Genomic DNA, 21582 nt, shown 5'->3' with positions numbered 1-21582 from the left:
GTGACCTCCGTGAAGCTTTCCGACGTCTCCGGCCCGTACTTCGGTCAGTACGGCGGGCGGTTCGTGCCCGAGGCGCTCATCGCCGCGCTCGACGAGCTCGACACCGAGTTCCGCAAGGCGGCCGACGACCCAGAGTTCGCCGCCGAGCTGCAGCGCCTGCACCGGGAGTACACCGGCCGGCCCAGCCCGCTGACCGAGGTGCAGCGGTTCGCCGCGCACGCCGGCGACGCGCGGGTCTTCCTCAAGCGCGAGGACCTCAACCACACCGGCTCGCACAAGATCAACAACGTGCTGGGGCAGGCCCTGCTGGTCAAGCGCATGGGCAAGAAGCGCCTCATCGCGGAGACCGGAGCCGGCCAGCACGGCGTCGCCACGGCCACCGCCGCCGCCCTGATGGACCTCGAGTGCGTGGTCTACATGGGCGAGGAGGACACCCGGCGCCAGGCCCTGAACGTGGCCCGGATGCGCCTGCTCGGTGCCGAGGTCGTGCCCGTGAAGATCGGCTCGCGCACCCTCAAGGACGCGATCAACGAGGCCCTGCGCGACTGGGTGGCCAACGTCGAGACGACCCACTACCTCCTGGGCACGGTCACGGGTCCGCACCCGTTCCCCGAGATGGTGCGCCAGTTCCACCGCATCATCGGTGAGGAGGCGCGCGAGCAGATCCTGGAGCGCGCCGGCCGCCTGCCCGACGTCGTCGCGGCGTGCGTGGGCGGCGGGTCCAACGCGCTGGGCATCTTCAACGCGTTCCTCGACGACAAGGACGTCGAGCTGCGCGGCTTCGAGGCCGGCGGCGAGGGTGTCGAGTCGGGCAGGCACGCCGCCCGGTTCAGCGGCGGCGCGCTCGGCGTGCTGCACGGCGCCAAGTCCTACCTGCTGCAGGACGACGACGGCCAGACCCTGCCCAGCCACTCGGTGTCGGCGGGCCTGGACTACCCGAGCGTCGGCCCGGCCCACGCCTGGCTGCACGACCTGGGCCGCGCCACCTACGAGCCGGTGACCGACGACGAGGCCATGGAGGCGTTCCGCCTGCTGTGCCGCACGGAGGGCATCATCCCGGCGATCGAGTCGGCGCACGCCCTCGCGGGCGCGCTGCGCGTCGGCAAGGCGGCGGCCGAGCAGGGGCGCACCGGGCCGGACGGCGAGCCGCTCCTGATCCTCGTGAACCTGTCCGGTCGCGGGGACAAGGACGTGGCGACGGCGGCCCGGTGGTTCGGCCTCCTCGACGAGGGTGTGGCAGCGGAAGAGCTCGAGCGGCAGGAGGGCCGGGGATGAGCACTGTGACGGAGCCGGCCACCGGGCCGCACACCGGACGGCAGTCGGGCGACCTGATCGCCCACCTGCGCGAGCAGGAGAACCGGGCGGCCCTGGTGGGCTACCTGCCGGTCGGCTACCCGACCGTCGACCGGTCGATCGAGGCGCTCAAGACGCTCGTGGACCACGGCGTCGACGTGATCGAGCTCGGCGTCCCGTACACCGACCCCGTGCTGGACGGGCCGGTGATCCAGCAGGCGGCGCAGGGCGCGCTCGACGCGGGCGCGCGGGTCACCGACGTGTTCCGCGTGGTGCGGGAGCTGACCGACTACGCGCCGCACGTCCCCGTGCTGGTCATGACCTACTGGAACCCGGTGCTGAAGTACGGGCCGGACGCGTTCGCACGCGACCTGGCCGCCGCGGGCGGCGCCGGGCTGATCACGCCCGACCTGATCCCCGACGAGGCCGCCGACTGGCTCGCCGCGAGCGAGGCGCACGGGCTGGACCGCGTGTTCCTCGTGGCCCCGAGCTCGACGACCGAGCGGCTGCGCCTCACCGTCGACGCGACGCGGGGCTTCGTCTACGCGGCGTCGCTCATGGGCGTGACGGGGGAGCGGACCCAGGTGGGTTCGCGCGCCGAACAGCTCGTCATCGACACCCGCGCGGCCCGCGCGATCAACGTCTGCGTGGGCCTCGGTGTCTCCACCGGGGCGCAGGCGGCCGAGGTGGGTCGCTTCGCCGACGGCGTCATCGTCGGCTCCGCTCTGGTGCGTCCGCTGCTCTCGGACGGTCCGCTCACGGACGCCGACTGGGCTGTCCGTCTCACGAATCTGGCCGAGGTGACGGAAGACCTCGCCGCCGGGGTACGGTCGGCGCGCGCTACCGCGCCCACCGATACACCCGATGCCGCCGTGCCCGGCGGCGTGACCACTTCCGGAGAGGCTCTGTGACGCTGCTGACCGCACTGCCGGCTGCTCTGTACGTCGAGCTGCCTGCGTTGCTGCCCGCTGCGCCCGTCACAGGGATCGTCACAGAGATACCCAGCCCCTCCGAGCACACCTGGTACCTCGGGATCTTCCCGCTGCGTGCCTACGCGCTGGCGATCCTCGCGGGGATCGCGATCGCCCTCTGGATGACCGCCAGGCGCTGGAAGGCGCGCGGGGGCAACCCGGAGGACGTCCTGGAGGTCGCGTTCTGGGCGGTGCCGTTCGGCATCGTCGGGGGCCGGATCTACCACGTGCTGTCCTCGCCCGACCGGTACTTCGGCGAGAACTTCTCGGGCGGGGGCGACCCGATCACGGCGCTCTACGTCTGGGAGGGCGGCCTCGGCATCTGGGGCGCGATAGCGCTCGGCGCCGTCGGGGCCTGGCTGGGCTGCCGGCAGAAGGGCGTCAGGCTCTCGTCCTTCGCCGACGCCGTCGCGCCGGGTCTCCTGGTCGCGCAGGGCGTCGGCCGGCTCGGCAACTGGTTCAACCAGGAGCTGTACGGGCAGCCCACCGAGCTGCCCTGGGGCCTGCGCATCGATGCCGAGCACGTGGTGTCGAACCCTGCGACGGGCGTGGCGTACCCCGAGGGCACGCTGTTCCACCCGACGTTCCTGTACGAGCTCCTGTGGTGCTTCCTGATGGCCGGGGTTCTGCTCTTTCTAGACCGTCGGTTCAAGTTGGGTCATGGGCGGGTATTCTGGGCGTACGTCCTGCTCTACACTCTCGGACGGGTCTGGATCGAGATGCTCCGCATCGACGATGCGGAGCTGGTGCTGGGGCTACGCCTCAACGTCTGGACGTCGATCCTCCTGGGCCTCGCGGCCCTGGTGGTCTCGGTGGTGCTGGCTCGGAAGTTCCCCACCAGGGAAGAGTCGGTACGGCTGCGGCCGGAGGGGGACGATGCGTCGGCCGGGAGTCCGGCCGACCCAGAGCCTGACCCAGAGCCTGACCCAGCAAGTGCAGGGACCGGTGCGGCAGCCGCCGAGCCGGAGGAAGTAAAGACAGCAGCAGTGGAGAAGTCCGACGCGGACAGCTCCGCGCGCACCTGAGGGGCACGGCGCCGGGACCACCGGCCGACGAGCCCCCTGACCGACCGGGCCGCCGTCGTCCCGGACCATCGCAAGGAACTGCGCCCGGCTACGGCCGGGTGCCTGTGAGGACCCATGACCAAGCCGTTGCCGACACAACAGGTGGGGATGCCCGCACAGGGCCTGTACGACCCGGCGGCCGAGCATGACGCGTGCGGCGTCGCCTTCGTGGCGACCCTGCGTGGCACGCCCGGGCGAGACATCGTCGATGCCGGTCTGACCGCCCTGCTGAACCTCGACCACCGCGGCGCGGTGGGGGCTGAGGAGGACAGCGGCGACGGCGCCGGGATCCTCACCCAGATTCCCGACGCGTTCATCCGTGACGTGGTGGGCGTCGACCTGCCGCCAGCGGGCATGTACGCGATCGGTACGGCGTTCCTGCCCACCGACGACGCGGAGCGCGACGCCGTCGTGCGCCGGGTCGAGGCGCTGGCCGCCGAGGAGAAGCTCGACGTCCTGGCATGGCGCGACGTCCCGGTGGACGCCGGGATCGTCGGCCCGACGGCGCGCGCCTCCATGCCGGTGTTCCGGCAGATCGTCGTGGCCGACCCCTCGCGGGGCCTGTCCGGGATCGACCTGGACCGGCGCACGTACCGTCTGCGCAAGCGTGCCGAGATCGAGCTGGGGCTGTACTTCGCCTCGCTCAGCGCCCGCACGCTCACGTACAAGGGCATGCTGACCACCGCGCAGCTGGAGCCGTTCTTCCCGGACCTGTCCGACCCCCGGTACGCCACCGAGCTCGCCCTGGTCCACTCGCGGTTCTCCACCAACACGTTCCCGTCGTGGCCCCTGGCCCAGCCGTTCCGGCTGCTGGCCCACAACGGCGAGATCAACACGGTGCGCGGCAACCGCAACTGGGTGGCGGCGCGCGAGGGCACCATGGAGTCCGAGCTGCTCGGTGACCTGAAGGCGCTGCAGCCGGTGTGCTCGCCCGGGGCGAGCGACTCGGCGAGCTTCGACGAGGTCCTCGAGCTGCTGCACCTGAGCGGGCGGTCCCTGCCGCACTCCGTGCTCATGATGGTGCCGGAGGCCTGGGAGAACCACTCCAGCATGGACCCGGCCCTGCGGTCCTTCTACGAGTACAACGCGAACCTCATCGAGCCGTGGGACGGCCCGGCCTCCCTCACGTTCACCGACGGCACCCTGATCGGCGCCGTGCTGGACCGCAACGGCCTGCGCCCCGGCCGCTGGTGGGTCACCGAGGACGGGCTGGTCGTGCTGGCCTCCGAGGCCGGCGTGCTCGACATCGACCCCGCGACGGTGGTCCGCAAGGGCCGCCTCGAGCCCGGCAAGATGTTCCTCGTGGACACCGGCTCCGGCCGGATCATCGAGGACGAGGAGATCAAGTCCGGCCTCGCGTCGATGCACCCGTACGGCGACTGGATCCGCGAGCACTCGGTCCGCCTCGAGGACCTGCCGGACCGGGAGCACGTGGCGCACAGCCCGGCTTCGGTGCGTCGTCGGCAGCGGGCCTTCGGGTACACCGAGGAAGAGCTCAAGATCATCCTGTCGCCGATGGCGACCACGGGTGGCGAGCCGCTCGGCGCCATGGGCTCCGACACGCCCGTCGCGGTGCTCTCGCAGCGCCCCCGACTGCTGTTCGACTACTTCACGCAGATGTTCGCGCAGGTGACCAACCCGCCGCTGGACGCGATCCGCGAGGAGCTCGTCACGGCCATCGGTAGCGCCATCGGGCCCGAGCCGAACCTGCTCGCGGACATCCCCGAGCACGCGCGCAAGCTCGTGCTCGGTTTCCCGGTGCTGGACAACGACCAGCTCGCCAAGGTCGTGCACGTCGAGCGCGACAAGGAGCTGGAGGGCGTCTTCCAGGCCGAGACCATCCAGGGCCTCTACGACGTCTCGGGCGGCGGCGCCGCTCTCCTGACCCGGCTCGAGGAGATCTTCGCCGACGTCGACCGGTACGTGGAGGAGGGCGCGAGCTTCCTCGTGCTCTCGGACCGCGACGCCAACTCCGAGCTGGCGCCCATCCCGTCGCTGCTCCTGACCAGCGCCGTGCACCACCACCTGGTGCGCAAGCACACGCGCAACCGGGTGTCGCTCGTGGTCGAGGCCGGCGACGTGCGCGAGGTGCACCACGTCGCGCTGCTCATCGGCTACGGCGCGGCCGCCGTGAACCCGTACCTGGCCATGGAGACCGTCGAGGACCTGGCCCGCCGCGGCTACCTCGACGTCACGCCGGAGAAGGCGGTCGCCAACCTGATCAAGGCGCTCGGCAAGGGCGTGCTCAAGGTGATGTCCAAGATGGGCATCTCCACGATCATGTCCTACCGCGGCGCCCAGATCTTCGAGGCCATCGGCCTGTCCCACGACCTGGTCGAGGACTACTTCACCGGTACGACGTCGCGGCTCGGCGGCATCGGCCTGGACGTCATCGCGGCAGAGGTCGCGGCACGGCACGCCGAGGCGTACCCGCCGTCGGGCAACAAGAAGCCCGGCGAGCGGCTCACCACGGGTGGCGAGTACCAGTGGCGGCGCGACGGCGAGGACCACCTCTTCGACCCCGAGACGGTCTTCCGCCTGCAGCACGCCACGCGGTCCGGCCGGATGGACATCTTCCGGCAGTACACGCGGCGCGTCGACGAGCAGTCGAACCGCCTCATGACGCTGCGCGGCCTGCTGCGCTTCAGCCCCGACCGTGAGCCGGTGCCGATCGACGAGGTCCAGCCGGTCAGCGAGATCGTGAAGCTGTTCAACACGGGCGCCATGTCGTACGGCTCCATCTCGGCCGAGGCGCATGAGACGCTCGCGATCGCGATGAACCGCCTCGGCGGCCGGTCCAACACGGGCGAGGGCGGCGAGGACCCGGAGCGCCTGTACGACGACGAGCGCCGCTCGCGCGTCAAGCAGATCGCGTCCGGCAGGTTCGGCGTGACGTCGGAGTACCTGACCCACGCCACGGACATCCAGATCAAGCTCGCGCAGGGCGCCAAGCCCGGCGAGGGCGGTCAGCTGCCCGGGCCGAAGGTCTACCCGTGGGTGGCGCGCACGCGGCACTCGACGCCGGGCGTCGGGCTCATCTCGCCGCCGCCGCACCACGACATCTACTCCATCGAGGACCTGGCGCAGCTGATCCACGACGCGAAGAACGCCAACCCCGATGCGCGCGTGCACGTCAAGCTGGTCAGCGAGTTCGGCGTCGGCACGGTCGCGACGGGCGTCTCCAAGGCGCACGCGGACGTCGTCCTGATCTCCGGGCACGACGGCGGTACCGGCGCCTCGCCGCTCACGTCGCTCAAGCACGCGGGCACGCCCTGGGAGATCGGCCTGGCCGAGACCCAGCAGACCCTGGTGCTCAACGACCTGCGCGACCGCATCGTCGTGCAGGTGGACGGCCAGATGAAGACCGGCCGTGACGTGATCGTCGCCGCGCTGCTCGGGGCCGAGGAGTTCGGCTTCGCGACCGCGCCGATGGTGGTCTCGGGCTGCGTCATGATGCGCGTCTGCCACCTGGACACGTGCCCGGTCGGCGTCGCCACGCAGAACCCCGAGCTGCGTGCCCGGTTCACCGGCAAGCCCGAGTTCGTCGTGAACTTCTTCGAGTTCATCGCCCAGGAGGTGCGCGAGCACCTCGCGGCGCTCGGGTTCCGCAGCCTCGAGGAGGCCGTCGGCCAGGTGCAGGTGCTCGACACCCGCAAGGCCGTCGACCACTGGAAGGCGCAGGGGCTCGACCTGACCCCCGTGCTGGCCAAGCCGCAGCTCAAGGAGGGCTCCTCGCTGCGGCACACCACGCTGCAGGACCACGGCCTCGCCCGGGCGCTGGACAACCAGCTCATCACGGCGGCGGCCCCGGCCCTCGAACGTGGTGAGGCGGTGCACATCGAGCTGCCGATCCGGAACGTGAACCGCACGGTCGGCACGATGCTCGGCCACGAGGTGACCAAGCGGTACCGCGGCGCCGGCCTGCCCGACGACACGATCTCCGTCACGCTGACCGGTTCGGCCGGCCAGTCGCTCGGCGCGTTCCTGCCCCGCGGCATCACCCTGCGCCTGTTCGGGGACGCCAACGACTACGTCGGCAAGGGCCTGTCGGGCGGCCGTATCGCCGTCCGCCCGGACAAGGCGTCGGTGCTCGACGGCGCGAACGTCATCGGCGGCAACGTCATCGGCTACGGCGCCACGTCCGGAGAGGTCTACCTGCGCGGTCGCGTGGGGGAGCGGTTCGGCGTGCGCAACTCCGGTGCCACCCTCGTCGCGGAGGGCGTGGGCGACCACGCCTGCGAGTACATGACGGGCGGTACCGTGCTGGTGCTCGGGCCCACGGGCCGGAACGTCGGCGCAGGCATGTCCGGTGGCACCGCGTACTTCCTGGACCTGCGGGTCTCGCGCGTCAACCAGGCGGCTCTCGAGGCGGGCGAGCTCTCGCTCGAGGCGCTGACCGACGCCGAGTGGGAGACCGTGCGCGGGCTCCTGGAACGGCACCATGCGGAGACCGGGTCGGCCGTCGCGGCCGAGCTGCTCGCCGACCCCGCCGCGGCACGCGGCCGGTTCACCCGCATGCTGCCGCCCGGCTGGGCGCGTGTGCGCCTGGCCCTCAGCGAGGCGGAGGCCGCAGGCGCCGACGTCTCCGGAAAGACCCAGTGGGACCCGTCCGTCTGGGACCAGATCATGGAGGTGGCACGTGGCTGACCCCAGAGGATTCCTCAAGGTCACCGAGCGGGAGCTCCCGCCGAACCGGCCCGTCGAGGTCCGGCTGCGCGACTGGAAGGACACCCACGCGCACCGTGCGGAGGGACAGCCGTTCCTCAAGGAGCAGGCCGGCCGCTGCATGGACTGCGGTGTGCCGTTCTGCCACCAGGGCTGCCCGCTGGGCAACCTGATCCCGGACTGGAACGACCTGGTGTGGCGCGGGCAGTGGGCCGACGCGATCGACCGTCTGCACGCCACGAACAACTTCCCGGAGTTCACGGGCCGGGTGTGCCCGGCGCCGTGCGAGTCGTCCTGCGTGCTGAGCATCAACCAGCCGGCGGTGACGATCAAGAACGTCGAGGTCTCGATCATCGACGAGGCGTTCGCCCGCGGCCTGGTCACGCCGCACGTGCCGGAGCGGCTCACGGGCTCGACGGTCGCCGTCGTCGGCTCCGGGCCCGCGGGTCTCGCTGCCGCGCAGCAGCTGACGCGCGCCGGCCACACCGTCGTCGTCTACGAGCGGGACGACGCCGTCGGCGGCCTCCTGCGCTACGGCATCCCGGACTTCAAGCTCGAGAAGCTGCACATCGACCGCCGTCTGGCGCAGATGGAGGCCGAGGGCACGCGGTTCCGGACCGGCGTGGCGATCGGCACGGACATGAGCTGGGACGCCCTGCGCCGCCGGTTCGACGCCGTCGTGGTCGCCACGGGTGCCACGGTGCCGCGCGACCTGCCCCTGCCCGGGCGGGACCTGGCCGGCATCCACTTCGCCATGGACTACCTGACCCCCGCCAACCACGCGGTCGCTGCCGGTACGCCGGACGTCCTGCCGGAGGGTGCGCCGTCGGCCGAGGGCAAGCACGTCGTCATCATCGGCGGCGGCGACACCGGCTCGGACTGCCTCGGCACCGCGCTGCGCCAGGGCGCCGCGAGCGTCACCACGCTCGCCATCGGCAAGATGCCGCCGACCGAGCGCCCGGCGAACCAGCCGTGGCCGACCGACCCCATCCTGTTCGAGGTCTCGACCTCGCACGAGGAGGGTGGCGAGCGGACCTACCTCGCCTCGACCGTCGAGTTCCTGCCCGACGCCGACGGCAACGTCCGCGCCCTCAAGGTCGCGGAGACCCAGTACCTGCCCGACGGCCGCCGTGCGGCCACCCCGGGCACCGAGCGTGAGATCCCCGCGGACCTCGTGCTCGTGGCCATGGGCTTCACCGGCCCCGAGACCGGCGTGCTCGAGGAGCAGACCGGCATCGAGGTCACCGAGCGTGGCCTGGTCGCCCGCGGCGAGGACTACGCTGCAAGCCTGCCCGGAGTTTTTGTGGCCGGCGACGCCGGTCGCGGGCAGTCCCTCATCGTGTGGGCCATCGCGGAGGGCCGCGCAGCGGCCGCCGCGGCTGATACCTACCTGCAGGGCAGCACCGAGCTGCCTGCCCCGGTGCGTCCGCGCACGTTCGCTCTGCGGTCGTGACCCGAGAACTTCACCGGGAGTTGTTCACCCCCACAGGGCGCTGCGGCGCCCACCTGCCTAGGCTGGAGACATGCGCAGAGCCAAGATCGTGTGCACCATCGGACCCGCCACGGAGTCGCCGGAGAAACTTCGGGAACTCGTAGACGCCGGCATGAACGTGGCGCGGATCAACCGCAGCCACGGCGAGCAGGAGGCGCACGCGGCGGTCTACCGTCACGTGCGTGAGGCCGCGAAGGCGGCCGGAAAGTCGGTCGCCGTACTCGTCGACCTGCAGGGCCCCAAGATCCGGCTCGGCCGGTTCGCCGGGGACGAGAAGCACTTCCTGAACAAGGGCGACACCTTCACCATCACCACCGAGGACATCCTCGGTAGCCGGGAGATCGTGTCGACCACCCACAAGGGTCTGCCGAACGACGCCAAGATCGGCGACCCGCTGCTGATCGACGACGGCAAGGTGCGCGTGCGCGTCACCGCCGTCGACGGTCCGCGGGTCGTCACCGAGGTCGAGGTCCCTGGCCCCGTCTCGAACAACAAGGGCATCAACCTGCCCGGCGTCGCTGTGTCCGTGCCTGCCCTGTCCGACAAGGACGAGTCCGACCTGCGCTGGGCGCTCCAGCTCGGCACCGACTTCATCGCGCTGTCGTTCGTGCGGTCCGCCAAGGACTACGAGGACGTCCGCCGCGTGATGGAGGAGGAGGGCCGCACGGTCCCCGTCATCGCCAAGATCGAGAAGCCGCAGGCCGTCGACAACCTGGCCGAGATCATCGCCGCGTTCGACGGCGTCATGGTGGCGCGCGGTGACCTCGCGGTCGAGATGCCCCTGGAGCAGGTGCCGCTCGTCCAGAAGCGGATCGTCGAGATGGCGCGGCGCAACGCCAAGCCGGTCATCGTCGCCACCCAGGTGCTCGAGTCCATGACGACGTCGCCGACGCCGACCCGCGCCGAGGCCTCGGACTGCGCCAACGCGGTGCTCGACGGTGCCGACGCCGTGATGCTGTCCGGTGAGACCTCGGTGGGCGACTACCCGATCATCACGGTCGAGACCATGGCCCGGATCATCGAGGCCACGGAGGAGGCGGGCCGGGAGCGCATCGCGCCCCTCGGCTCCACGCCGCACACCCGCGGTGGCGCCATCACGCGTGCCGCCGCCGAGATCGGCGAGACGCTCGGGGTCAAGTACCTCGTGACGTTCACGCAGTCCGGTGACTCCGCACGCCGGATGTCCCGCCTGCGCTCGTCGATCCCGCTGCTCGCCTTCACCCCGGAGCAGCACGTCGCCAACACCCTCGCGCTGACGTGGGGTACCACCGAGTACCTCGTGCCGAAGGTCGAGAACGTCGACGCGATGGTCGACCAGGTGGACCTGACCCTGCAGGACCAGGGCCTCGCCGAGAAGGGCGACCTGGTGGTCGTCGTCTCGGGTGCGCCGGTCGGCGTCCCGGGCACGACCAACTCGATCCTGGTGCACCGCATCGGTTCGCACACCGACGGCCGCAGCGCGAACTGAAGCTGGTCCTAGCAAGCTGAGTGCGTGATCTTCGCCCTGCAAATCCGATTTGCAGGGCGAAGATCACGCACTCAGCTTTCGTGTGTTCGGGGTCGGGGGAGATGTCGCTATTGTTCCTTCTCGTGTCCCGCACCTCCTTTCCCTGGACCCGCCTCGGCTTCGCCGTCCTCGTCGTGGTCTCCCTCGGTCTCGGGTGGTGGGGCCTCGCGCTCGACACCAGCCACCAGCCGGACCGCACCTGGTACGACGTCGTCTACCACGACCTGCAGCTCTTCGTGATGGGTGCCGACCCCGCCAGCGGTGGCGGACCGCTCTCCTGGCAGCTCCAGGTGGCGCGGTTCCTCGCCCCGGCCACCGCGGTCTACGCGCTGTTCGAGGCCGCCCGCGCCCTGTTCACCGGGGAGATCCGCCGGTTCAGGGACCGCCGCGCTCGCGGTCACGCGATCGTCGTCGGCGAGACCGACGCCGCCGACACCGTCACCGCGGCCCTGGAGGCGGCAGGCCACCGGGTCCTGCGCACCCCTGACGCCTCCGGTCTGCACGACGTCGGCCTCACGGGCGCGACGGTCCTGTACGCGTGCGGCGAGGACACGGACGAGGCGACGGCCAACGTGCTGGCCGTCGCGGAGGCGGAGAGCGCCGTCCGCGCGGCGGGCAGGGGGCCCCAGCGCCTGTACGCCCACGTCAGCGACCCGGACCTCGGCGTAGCCCTCCAGGCGCGGCACCTGAGCTGCGCCGAACCGGGCGTCGACTTCTTCACGCTCGACGTCATCGCCGCGCAGGCGCTCGCGGTGCGCGAGGTGCGGCGCATGGTGGACGCACCGGGCGGTCCCGCCCCGCTGACGCAGGTGCTGGTCGTCGGCTCCGGCGAGTTCGCGAAGGCGCTGGTGGTCGGCCTGGCCCGCGAGTGGGAGCTCGCGGGGGACGGCGTCCGGCTGGCGGTCGACCTGCTCGCGGACGACGCCGAACAGGTGGTCGAGGCGCTCCGGACCCGCTGGTCGCCCGTGGCGGAGAAGATCGAGCTGCGCGTCGCGCCGGCGCTCGGCACGGGCAGCCTCGGGGCGCCGGACGTGGTCTACGTCTGCCACGCCTCGGACGGCAGATCGCTGCGGGTGGCCCTCACCGCGACGAAGCTGTGGCACGGCGGCCCCGGGTCGCTCGTGCTCCTGCTCGACGGCCTGGCGGGCCTGACGGGTGCGTTCGGCACCGAGGCCTCGCGGGTTCTCGACAATCTCGACGGCCGCCTGCGGACGGTGACCATGCGCGACCTGCTCGCCGACGTCGAGCGCGAGGAGGCCCGCGCCCACGCCGACATGTACGAGCGGATCGCGCGGGCCGTGCACCACGTCTACCTGCGCAACCAGCGCGAGCGCGGCGTCCGCTGGGGCGAGGTCCCGGCGATGGTCCGCTGGGAGGACCTCTCGGAGGACCTACGGGCCTCCAACCGGGGCTGGGTGGTCGGGCTGCCGGCGCGGCTGTCGCGGATGGGCGCGACCATCGCGCCGCGCGACGGGGCGCCAGAGGTGGTGTTCGAGGGCGCCGAGCTGGACAAGCTCGCCGAGGCGGAGCACGAGCTGTGGGAGTCGGTGCGGGTGGACCAGGGCTGGCGGAGCGGTCCCGTCCGGGACGACGCCGCCAAGGTGCACCCGATGATCGGCGTGCCGTGGTCCGAGCTGCCCGAGGAGAACCGGGAGAAGGACCGCGACGTGGTGCGGCTGCTGCCCGAGATCCTCGCGGAGTTCGGGCTGGAGGTCGTGCGGTACGACGAGCGCCCGGTGCCCGCCGCGATGACCTGACCGTCCGGGGGACGGGCGCGTCACCTGGCAGGATGGCCGTTGCTCCCCGCTCCGGCGGGGCACTGCCCGTCCATCGGACCTGTGCCGGAGAGGTGTGAACGATGAAGGTGTGTCTTGTCACGGGAGCCTCGTCGGGGATCGGGCTCGCGACAGCGCTCGACCTGCTCGGCGCGGGGTACGTGGTGTACGGCGCCGCGCGGCGCGTGGAGCGGATGGACGTCGTCCGCGCGGCGGGCGGGCACGTCGTCCCGACCGACCTGTGCGACCCCGATGACCTCGACCGGCTCGTCGAGACGGTGATCGCGGAGCAAGGGCGGATCGACGTCCTGGTCAGCAACGCGGGGACGGTCCTGCACGGCGCGGTCGAGGACGTACCGCTCGGTGTGGCGCGTGAGTACCTCGACCTGAACCTGCTCGCTCCGGCCCGGCTGGCGCAGCTCGTGCTGCCGCACATGCGCGCGCAGGGGTCCGGCACGATCGTCAACGTGTCGTCGGTGGCCGGCCAGATCGCGATGCCCCTCGGCGGTTGGTACTACGCGGCCAAGCACGGGCTCGAAGCGCTCTCCGACACGCTCCGGATGGAGGTCGGGCACTTCGGGATCGACGTCGTGATCATCCAGCCGGGCATCATCCGTACCGAGTTCGGTGACCACGCCGCCGAGCAGCTCCGCGAGTTCTCCGGCCAGGGTGCCTACCAGGACATGGCCGCCGGCATGGCTGGACGCATGGGGTCAGGACCTGACCAGCAGGGCTCCGAGGCCACGGTGGTCGCCGAGGTGGTGCGACAGGCCATCGAGGCCGACCAGCCGGAGACCCGCTACGCCGTCGGCCTCATGGCGGAGGACCTGCTGCGCCTCGGCCGGACGCTGCCGGACCGCGCGTTCGACGAGATGATCCTGCGCTCGGTCCGGTGAGCTCTCCGTGGTGAGAATGTTGTGCCGGGTGTGGGACTCGAACCCACATGTCCTCTCGGACAGCGCTTTTTGAGAGCGCCGCGTCTGCCTGTTCCGCCAACCCGGCCCGCCGGGACGTGAAACATGTCCCGGCGGACATCGAACCACACCCCTGGTCCAGGCCCCAAGCCCGGGTACGCGGGACGTAGGATGTACCCCGTGACCGACGAGAACACCGAGAAGCTTTCCCTGGATCTGCCCCCGATGATCGACGCCGAGCCCGAGGCAGCTCCCGCCCGCCCTTCCCGCCGCGCCGTGGTGGCCGAGGACGAGGCCCTCATCCGTATGGACGTCGTGGAGACCCTGCGCGAGGCCGGGTTCGACGTCGTGGGTGAGGCCGGCGACGGCGAGACCGCCGTGAACCTGGCGATCGAGCTCAAGCCCGACGTCGTGGTGATGGACGTGAAGATGCCCGAGCTGGACGGCATCTCGGCGGCCGAGCGCATCGGCAAGGCCCACGCGGCTCCTGTGGTGTTGCTCACGGCGTTCTCGCAGACCGAGCTCGTCGAGCGCGCCCGCGACGCCGGTGCCATGGCGTACGTGGTGAAGCCCTTCACCCCGGCCGACCTGCTGCCCGCCGTGGAGATCGCGATCTCGCGCTACTCGCAGATCGGTGCGCTGGAGGCGGAGGTCGCTGACCTCACCGAACGCTTCGAGACCCGCAAGCGCGTCGACCGTGCCAAGGGCCTCCTGATGACCAAGATGGGCCTGTCGGAGCCCGAGTCGTTCCGCTGGATCCAGAAGACGTCGATGGACCGTCGCCTCACCATGCGCGAGGTCGCGGACGCCGTCATCGAGCAGGTCGGCGCCTGACGCGAACCTCGCTCTAGAGCGGGTGAAATTGCGGTTCGCGTGTTCTCTGTCGGCCGGGTGAGGACTAGTCTCTCCGCTCAGCCGGGCCCTCGGTCCGGAAGCCCAGATCCCGGAAGGAGACAAGCGTGCTCGCTATACGCCCTGCCCGCGAGGACGACCTGCCGGCCGTCGCCGCACTGGCCGCCGAGGCGCGCGACGACTCGCCGACCGGGGCCCAGCTCGGAGCCCAGGACACCGGTCGGCTGCTGGAGCACCTGAGCGTGCTGCTCGCCGCCGGCGGACACGTGCTCGTCGCGGAGCAGAACGGCCAGGTCGCCGGTGTCGTCCTGGGCCGGGTCGTCGCGGCGTACCTCTTCGCTCCTCGCGCGAGCCTGTACCTCGACATGGTGTTCGTCGCGCCGCGGGCGCGTCGCCACGGCGTCGGGCACGCGCTGCTCCGCGCGGCCACCGATCTCGCGGCGGAGCACGGGTGCGAGGACATCTACTCCGCGCCGGTGCCCGGTAACCGCGGGGTACAGCGCTTCCTCGCGCGGCTCGGGTTCGCCCCGGCGGCAGGCCACCGTGTGGCGTCGGTCGTGGCGCTCCAGCGCCGTCTCGCCACCGACGCCGCGGCGCGGGACGGCGCGCACGCCGGCCGCCGGTTCGCCCGCGTAGGCCTCGAGGACCTCATCGCCCGCCGGCGTCGCGCCCGCTCCGTCCTCGAGTCCGGGCCCATCGACATGCGCCCGGTGGGCGGCGGCGCGCCGTCCCGCCGCCCGGCGAAGGCCGGCTGAGCGTTCAGCTCTGCTCTGCCTTCTGTCGGCTGAGCGCGGCATTCCGCTCCGGGCGAGTGCCTCGTTCCTCGGCCCTCACCCTGCGCTGCACTCTGCGCTCAGCCGAGGATCATGCAGGTGAGGCGGGCCGTGCACACCCGCTTGCCCGCCTCGTCGGTGATGGCTATCTCGTACGACGCCGTCGTGCGGCCCAGGTGGACCGCCGTCGCCGTACCCGTGACGTAACCCTCCCGGGCGCCGCGGTGGTGCGTGGCGCTGACCTCGATGCCCACCGTCTGCTTCCCCGGGCCCGCGTGCGCCTGCGCGGCGAGCGAGCCGAGCGTCTCGGCGAGCACCACCGAGGCGCCACCGTGCAGCAGCCCGGCCGGCTGGGTGTTGCCCTTGACCGGGATCCGCCCGACCGCGCGGTCCGGCGCGAGCTCCAGCAGCTCCATCTCCATTCGCTCGAAGAGCGTGCCCGTCGTCTCGGCTCCGGCGTACAGGGCCTTCCAGTCGATCGCGGGTTCGTCGATCGTGGGCTCGGAAGGCGCAGCGGAAGCGCTCGTGTCAGTCATGCGGGCTATGTTGTCAGGCGTGACCTCCACCGTGCCAAGCCGTACTCCGGACAAGCCTTCCTCGGGCCGCCCCCGTCTCCTGCTGATCGATGGCCATTCCATGGCCTATCGGGCGTTCTACGCGCTGCCCGACACCCTCGCGACCAGCTCAGGACAGATCACCAACGCCGTATACGGCTTCACGTCGATGCTGACGAACCTGCTGCGCGACGAGCAGCCCACGCACCTGGGCGTGGCGTTCGACGCGGGCCGCGTCACCTTCCGCACCGAGCGGTTCCCCGCGTACAAGGGCACGCGGGACGCCACGCCGGACGCGTTCAAGGGACAGGTCCCGCTCATCAAGGAGGTGCTCGACGCGCTGCGCATCTCCTCGATCGAGCTCGCCGGCATCGAGGCCGACGACATCCTGGCGACGCTTGCCGTGCAGGCCAGGGCAGCGGGCATGGAGGTGCTCGTGTGCTCGGGTGACCGCGACACGCTGCAGCTGGTGAACGGCGACGTCACCGTCCTGTACCCCAAGAAGGGCGTGTCCGAGCTGGCCCGCATGGACCCGGCAGCTGTCGAGGCCAAGTACGGCCTGCCCCCCGAGCGCTACCCGGACCTCGCGGCGCTCGTCGGCGAGACGAGCGATAACCTGCCGGGCGTACCCGGCGTCGGCCCCAAGACCGCCGCCAAGTGGATCACCGCGTACGGCGGCCTGGCGGCACTGCTCGACGCCGCCTCCGATGTCAAGGGCAAGGCCGGCGAGAGCCTGCGCGCGAACCTGGACCAGGTCCGGGTCAACCGCGAGCTGAACGCCCTCCTGACCGACGTCGAGCTGCCGCTCGGCGTGGCAGACCTCGCCCTGGAGGGCTTCGACCGGGAGGCGGTGCACCTCGTCTCGGACACCCTGCAGTTCGGCCAGCTGCGCGACCGGCTCCTCGCCGTCGACCCCGCGGGCGCCGCCGCAGAGGAGGCGCCGGTGGCCGGCGGGGTCGAGCTCGACCTGGCCGACGTCGCCCCTGGCGCCCTCGGCGCCTGGCTCGCCGCCCGCTCGGAGCGCGTGGGCGTCGACGTGGCCGGCACGACCGTCGCGGGTGGCGGGGACGCGTGGGCCGTGGCCGTGGCCGAGCCGAACGGTGAGGCCGCCTACCTCGACCTGACGCAGCTCGGACCCGACGACGAGAAGGCGCTCGCGGCCTGGCTGGCCGACCCTGCGGCGCCCAAGATCCTGCACGGGGCGAAGGCCGCAGCGCACATGCTCGCCGCGCGGAACATGGACCTCGCGGGCGTCGCCTTCGACACCGAGCTCGCCGCCTACCTGTGCTACCCGGACCAGCGCGGCTACGACCTGGGCGATCTCGCGGTGCGGCACCTCGGCCGGGAGCTCAAGGTCGCACAGGCCGAGGGCGCCCAGGGTGCTCTGGACCTGTCGCTCGAAGGTGAGTCCGAGGGGCAGGCGGAGGCCGTGCGGGCCCACGGCGTGGCAGAGCTCGCGACCGCCCTGGAGGGCGAGCTCGCCGACCGCGGCGCCACCCACCTGCTGGACGACGTCGAACTGCCGCTGTCCGGCGTGCTGGCGCGGATGGAGCGCATCGGCATCGCCGCCGACACGGAGTACCTGACCGGCCTGGAGAAGCAGTTCGCACAGGGGGTCGCCGACGCCGCCGCCGAGGCGTACGCCGTGATCGGCCGCGAGGTGAACCTCGGCAGCCCGAAGCAGCTGCAGGAGGTGCTGTTCGACCAGCTGGGCATGCCCAAGACCAAGAAGATCAAGACCGGGTACACGACCGACGCGGCGAGCCTGCAGGACCTGTTCGTCAAGACCGAGCACCCGTTCCTTGCCCACCTGCTCGCGCACCGCGACGTGTCGCGCCTGCGCACCACGGTCGAGGGGCTGCTCAGGTCGGTCGCCCCCGACGGGCGCATCCACACCACGTTCCAGCAGACCATCGCAGCGACGGGCCGCCTCAGCTCGACCGACCCGAACCTGCAGAACATCCCGATCCGCACGGAGGCGGGCCGGCAGATCCGGCGCGCGTTCCAGGTCGGCGAGGGCTACGAGTCGCTGCTGACCGCCGACTACAGCCAGATCGAGATGCGGATCATGGCGCACCTGTCGGGCGACGAGGGCCTGATCGAGGCGTTCAACTCGGGGGAGGACCTGCACCGGTACGTGGGCTCGCGCGTGTTCGAGGTGGAGCCCGCAGGCGTGACCGCGGAGATGCGCTCCAAGATCAAGGCCATGTCGTACGGCCTGGCCTACGGTCTGAGCGCCTTCGGCCTGTCCCAGCAGCTCAACATCGCCACGGGCGAGGCGCAGACGCTCATGGACGACTACTTCGAGCGGTTCGGTGGCGTGCGCGACTACCTGTCAGGAGTGGTCGAGGAGGCGCGGGCGACCGGGTACACCGCGACGATCCTCGGCCGGCGCCGCTATCTGCCCGACCTCACGAGCGACAACCGGCAGCGCAGGCAGATGGCCGAGCGGATGGCGCTCAACGCGCCGATCCAGGGCAGCGCAGCCGACATCATCAAGCTCGCGATGCTCAAGGTGCAGACCGCGCTGGACGAGCGCGGGCTCTCCTCCCGCCTGCTGCTCCAGGTGCACGACGAGCTCGTGCTCGAGGTCTTCCCGGGCGAGCGCGAGGCGGCTGAGGAAGTGCTGCGCAGCGAGATGGGCGCCGCCTACGAGCTCACCGTCCCGCTCGACGTCTCGGTGGGCACGGGCGCCACCTGGCACGAGGCAGGCCACTAGCCCTCTCCACGACGTAGAACCTCGGCGAAGTAGAACCAGGGCGAAGGAGAGCTCCAGCGGCTCATGACGGATCGCTCGGGTTCTGTCTCGCCAGGGTTCTCCTTCGCCAGGGTTCTCCTTCGCCAGGGTTCTCCTTCGCCAGGGTGCTACTTCGGCAGCTCGGTGACGAAGACCGCCGTGCCCGGGAGGTAGCGGCCGCGCTCCGGGCCCCAGCCGCCCCAGACCTGGTCGTTCCACTCCGGCCACTCCGGCTCGACCAGGTCCGTCAGCCGCAGGCCCGCTGCGGCGACGTCGCGCACGTGGTCGCCCACGGTGCGGTGGTACTCCGCGTACAGGACCCGGCCGGCGGCGTCGGCCTCGACGTACGGGCGGCGGTCGAAGTACGAGCGCGACGCCGTCAGGCCGCGCAGGGTCGGGTCGTCCGGGAACGCCCACCGCAGCGGGTGGGTGACGGAGAACACCCAGCGGCCGCCGGGCCGCAGCACGCGGGCGACCTCCCGGTGCACCGGGACGGCGTCGGGCACGAAGGGCAGCGCGCCGAAGGACGTGAACACGACGTCGAACGAACCGTCCGCGAACGGTAGCGCCCTGGCGTCCGCCTGAACCCGCGGCACGACGACGCCCGTGGCGGCGTCGAGGCGCTCCGCACCCGCCAGCATGCCCGCCGAGTAGTCGGTGGCGACGGCCCGGGCCCCGCGGGAGGCGAGCCAGCGCGAGCAGTGCGCCGCCCCGGCCCCCACCTCCAGCACGTCGCGCCCGTCGATGTCGCCCAGGAGGCCGGCCTCCGCCTCGGTCAGGCCCTCGGGGCCCCAGCGGAAGCCGGCGTCGCCGAGGAAGTCGCGGTGCTCGTCGAGGTACTCGTCGGCATTGGCGTCCCACCACGCCCGGGCGGCCCCGGCGTCGTCGGGCAGGTCGCGGTAGCCGAAGGACACGGGCTGGTCGTCGCTCACGAGGCAATCATCGCGCCTGTCTGCTTCCTATGGTTTCGTACGGCTGTGTCTATGAGTCGCGGGCGAATACCACAGCAGCAGCCATAACAAAAGGGTCACGATTGGATTCCGGTCAGGGAAGCGAAATACGCAGGCAACGAGAAGGCTCCTAAGGTCAGGCGCAAACGTCTGCGTGTCGTCGTGTCCCGAACCCGGGCTCGCCGATGCGCTCGAGGAAGGAGAGTGCCATGCGTCGACGCGCTACGCGCCTTGCGGGCGGCGTCACCCTGGTGACTGCGCTCGCAGTGGCTCTGAGTGGATGTGTCGCCAGCGAGCGGGACCCCGAGGGCAGCGGCGAGGGCAGCGGCAAGGACACCTTCGTGTTCGCCGCGTCCGCAGACCCCGGATCGCTCGACCCCGCGTTCGCCAGTGACGGCGAGTCGTTCCGGGTCGCACGCCAGATCTTCGAGGGCCTCGTCGGAGTCGAGCCCGGCACCGCCGACCCCGCGCCCCTGCTCGCCGAGAGCTGGGACATCAGCGAGGACGGCCTCGAGTACACCTTCCACCTCAAGGAAGGCGTGAAGTTCCACGACGACACGGACTTCGACGCCGAGGCCGTGTGCTTCAACTTCGACCGGTGGGCCAACTGGACCGGCCTGGCCGCGTCCGAGTCGCTGTCGTACTACTACACGCACGTGTTCGGTGGTCAGGGCGAGAACGGCAAGTACGACTCGTGCGAGGCCTCGGACGCCGCGACCGCGGTCGTGAAGCTGAAGAGCCCCCTGCCCGAGCTGGTCCCGGCGCTCTCGCTGCCGTCGTTCTCCATGCAGTCGCCCGCGGCGCTCGAGGAGTTCAAGGCGGACGAGGTCGGCGGTGCCGAGGACGCTCCCGAGCTCTCCGAGTACGCCACGGCGCACCCGGTCGGCACCGGCCCGTACACGTTCGGCGAGTGGAAGGCCGGCGAGTCGGTCACACTCAAGGCGTTCGACGGGTACTGGGGCGAGATCAAGGACGTCAAGAACATCGTCTTCACGGTGATCGCCGAGGGCACCGCGCGCCGCCAGGCGCTCGAGGCCGGCGACATCGACGGCTACGACCTGGTCGCCCCGGCCGACGTCGACGCCCTGAAGGAGTCCGGCTACCAGATCCTGGACCGCGAGCCGTTCAACATCCTGTACCTGGGCATGAACCAGAAGCAGAAGCCGCTCGACGACATCCGCGTCCGCCAGGCGATCGCCCACGCGATCGACAAGGAGGCGCTGGTCGCCGCCGCGCTGCCCGAGGGCACCGAGGTCGCCACGCAGTTCGTGCCCTCGATCGTCTCCGGCTTCAGCGAGGACGTGACGGAGTACGAGTTCGACCAGGACAAGGCGAAGAGCCTCCTGGCGGAGGCCGGGCAGGAGAACCTCGAGCTCGAGTTCAACTACCCGACCGACGTCTCGCGTCCGTACATGCCGGACGCCGCGGCGATCTACGAGGCCATCTCGGCAGACCTCGAGGAGGTCGGCATCACGGTGAAGGCGACCCCGGAGCCGTGGAGCCCCACCTACCTCGACACCATCCAGGGCAGCGAGAACCACGGTCTGCACCTGCTCGGCTGGACGGGTGACTACAACGACACCTACAACTTCATCGGCACCTTCTTCGGCGCCGAGTCGTCCGAGTGGGGTTTCAACGACCCCGACCTCTTCAAGAGCCTGAGCGACGCGCGGTACGCCGACGTCGACCAGCAGGAGGCCCAGTACAAGGCCGCGAACGAGGCCGTGATGGAGTTCCTGCCTGGCGTGCCGCTCGCCAGCCCCGTGCCGTCGCTCGCCTTCACGGAGCAGGTCCAGGACTACCCGGTCTCGCCGGTGCAGGACGAGGTCTACAGCGTCATCACGTTCTCGGAGTAAGGGAACCCGATGACACACCTAGGGCGCATCGCGCCTTAGGGTGAAGTGCTCAGGTCGGGGGGGGGGGCCGCCCGCCCCCCCCCCCCCGGGCGCGGGGAAGAATGGTATTAACGGATGTGTGGGGGGTGGGCCGCCCAGGGAGGAGCGTGGGGGGGGGGAGAACGCAGGGGCAAGGGCGG

Annotated in this window: 14 protein-coding genes and 1 tRNA gene; 12 read left to right on the top strand and 3 right to left on the bottom strand. The window is 71.3% G+C overall.

Features of this window, described 5'->3' with window-relative positions; all coding sequences use genetic code 11:
* The 8 genes from trpB (at nt 1) to AB0I32_RS21255 (ending at nt 13663) form a co-directional block, all read left to right on the top strand.
* Nucleotides 1-1275, top strand: a complete 1275-nt coding sequence (gene trpB / locus AB0I32_RS21290) for a tryptophan synthase subunit beta (RefSeq protein WP_357509643.1) — start codon at nt 1-3, stop codon at nt 1273-1275.
* Nucleotides 1272-2204 (top strand): tryptophan synthase subunit alpha, encoded by a 933-nt coding sequence (gene trpA, locus AB0I32_RS21285; RefSeq protein ID WP_357509641.1) that lies wholly within the window; start codon nt 1272-1274, stop codon nt 2202-2204. Before trpB ends, trpA begins: the two co-directional genes overlap by 4 nt.
* A gap of 74 nt (nt 2205-2278) precedes the next feature.
* A complete protein-coding gene (gene lgt, locus AB0I32_RS21280; RefSeq protein ID WP_357509707.1) occupies nt 2279-3289 on the top strand; it encodes a prolipoprotein diacylglyceryl transferase in 1011 nt (336 codons plus the stop codon).
* Between the two features lie 114 nt (nt 3290-3403).
* Nucleotides 3404-7975 (top strand): glutamate synthase large subunit, encoded by a 4572-nt coding sequence (gene gltB / locus AB0I32_RS21275; RefSeq protein WP_357509639.1) that lies wholly within the window; start codon nt 3404-3406, stop codon nt 7973-7975.
* Nucleotides 7968-9446 (top strand): glutamate synthase subunit beta, encoded by a 1479-nt coding sequence (locus AB0I32_RS21270; RefSeq protein WP_357509637.1) that lies wholly within the window; start codon nt 7968-7970, stop codon nt 9444-9446. Before gltB ends, AB0I32_RS21270 begins: the two co-directional genes overlap by 8 nt.
* A 70-nt stretch (nt 9447-9516) precedes the next feature.
* A complete protein-coding gene (gene pyk / locus AB0I32_RS21265) occupies nt 9517-10953 on the top strand; it encodes a pyruvate kinase (RefSeq protein ID WP_357509635.1) in 1437 nt (478 codons plus the stop codon).
* 122 nt (nt 10954-11075) lie between these two features.
* Nucleotides 11076-12749 (top strand): RyR domain-containing protein, encoded by a 1674-nt coding sequence (locus AB0I32_RS21260; protein WP_357509633.1) that lies wholly within the window; start codon nt 11076-11078, stop codon nt 12747-12749.
* A 101-nt stretch (nt 12750-12850) separates the two neighbouring features.
* A complete protein-coding gene (locus AB0I32_RS21255; RefSeq protein WP_357509631.1) occupies nt 12851-13663 on the top strand; it encodes an oxidoreductase in 813 nt (270 codons plus the stop codon).
* A gap of 22 nt (nt 13664-13685) precedes the next feature.
* Here AB0I32_RS21255 and AB0I32_RS21250 read toward each other — a convergent pair.
* Nucleotides 13686-13769 (bottom strand) — tRNA-Leu (locus tag AB0I32_RS21250).
* Between the two features lie 137 nt (nt 13770-13906).
* Here AB0I32_RS21250 and AB0I32_RS21245 point away from each other — a divergent pair.
* Nucleotides 13907-14515: a response regulator gene (locus tag AB0I32_RS21245; RefSeq protein WP_357443562.1), complete on the top strand. Its 609-nt coding sequence runs from the start codon at nt 13907-13909 to the stop codon at nt 14513-14515.
* A gap of 125 nt (nt 14516-14640) precedes the next feature.
* Nucleotides 14641-15288, top strand: a complete 648-nt coding sequence (locus AB0I32_RS21240; protein WP_357509629.1) for a GNAT family N-acetyltransferase — start codon at nt 14641-14643, stop codon at nt 15286-15288.
* 98 nt (nt 15289-15386) lie between these two features.
* Here the strand turns inward: AB0I32_RS21240 and AB0I32_RS21235 are convergent, their stop codons facing one another.
* Nucleotides 15387-15728, bottom strand: a complete 342-nt coding sequence (locus AB0I32_RS21235) for a hotdog fold thioesterase (RefSeq protein WP_357509705.1) — start codon at nt 15726-15728, stop codon at nt 15387-15389.
* 121 nt (nt 15729-15849) lie between these two features.
* On the opposite strand from AB0I32_RS21235, the gene polA reads away from it, so the two are divergent.
* A complete protein-coding gene (polA, locus tag AB0I32_RS21230; RefSeq protein WP_357509627.1) occupies nt 15850-18579 on the top strand; it encodes a DNA polymerase I in 2730 nt (909 codons plus the stop codon).
* Nucleotides 18580-18725: 146 nt separating this feature from the next.
* Here the strand turns inward: polA and AB0I32_RS21225 are convergent, their stop codons facing one another.
* The gene (locus tag AB0I32_RS21225; RefSeq protein WP_357509625.1) at nt 18726-19529 is read right to left on the bottom strand and encodes a class I SAM-dependent methyltransferase; all 804 of its coding nucleotides are present in this window, start codon (nt 19527-19529) and stop codon (nt 18726-18728) included.
* Nucleotides 19530-19756: 227 nt separating this feature from the next.
* Between AB0I32_RS21225 and AB0I32_RS21220 the strand changes: the two genes are divergently transcribed.
* Nucleotides 19757-21403, top strand: coding sequence for an ABC transporter substrate-binding protein (locus tag AB0I32_RS21220; RefSeq protein ID WP_357509623.1), 1647 nt, complete (start codon nt 19757-19759; stop codon nt 21401-21403).
* Nucleotides 21404-21582: the final 179 nt, after the last annotated feature.

The sequence above is a fragment of the Promicromonospora sp. NPDC050249 genome (genome assembly GCF_040656015.1).
Taxonomy (GTDB): Bacteria; Actinomycetota; Actinomycetes; order Actinomycetales; family Cellulomonadaceae; genus Promicromonospora.
The sequence above is the reverse complement of the archived record's forward strand: the minus strand, read 5'-3'. Positions and strand labels throughout refer to the sequence as shown.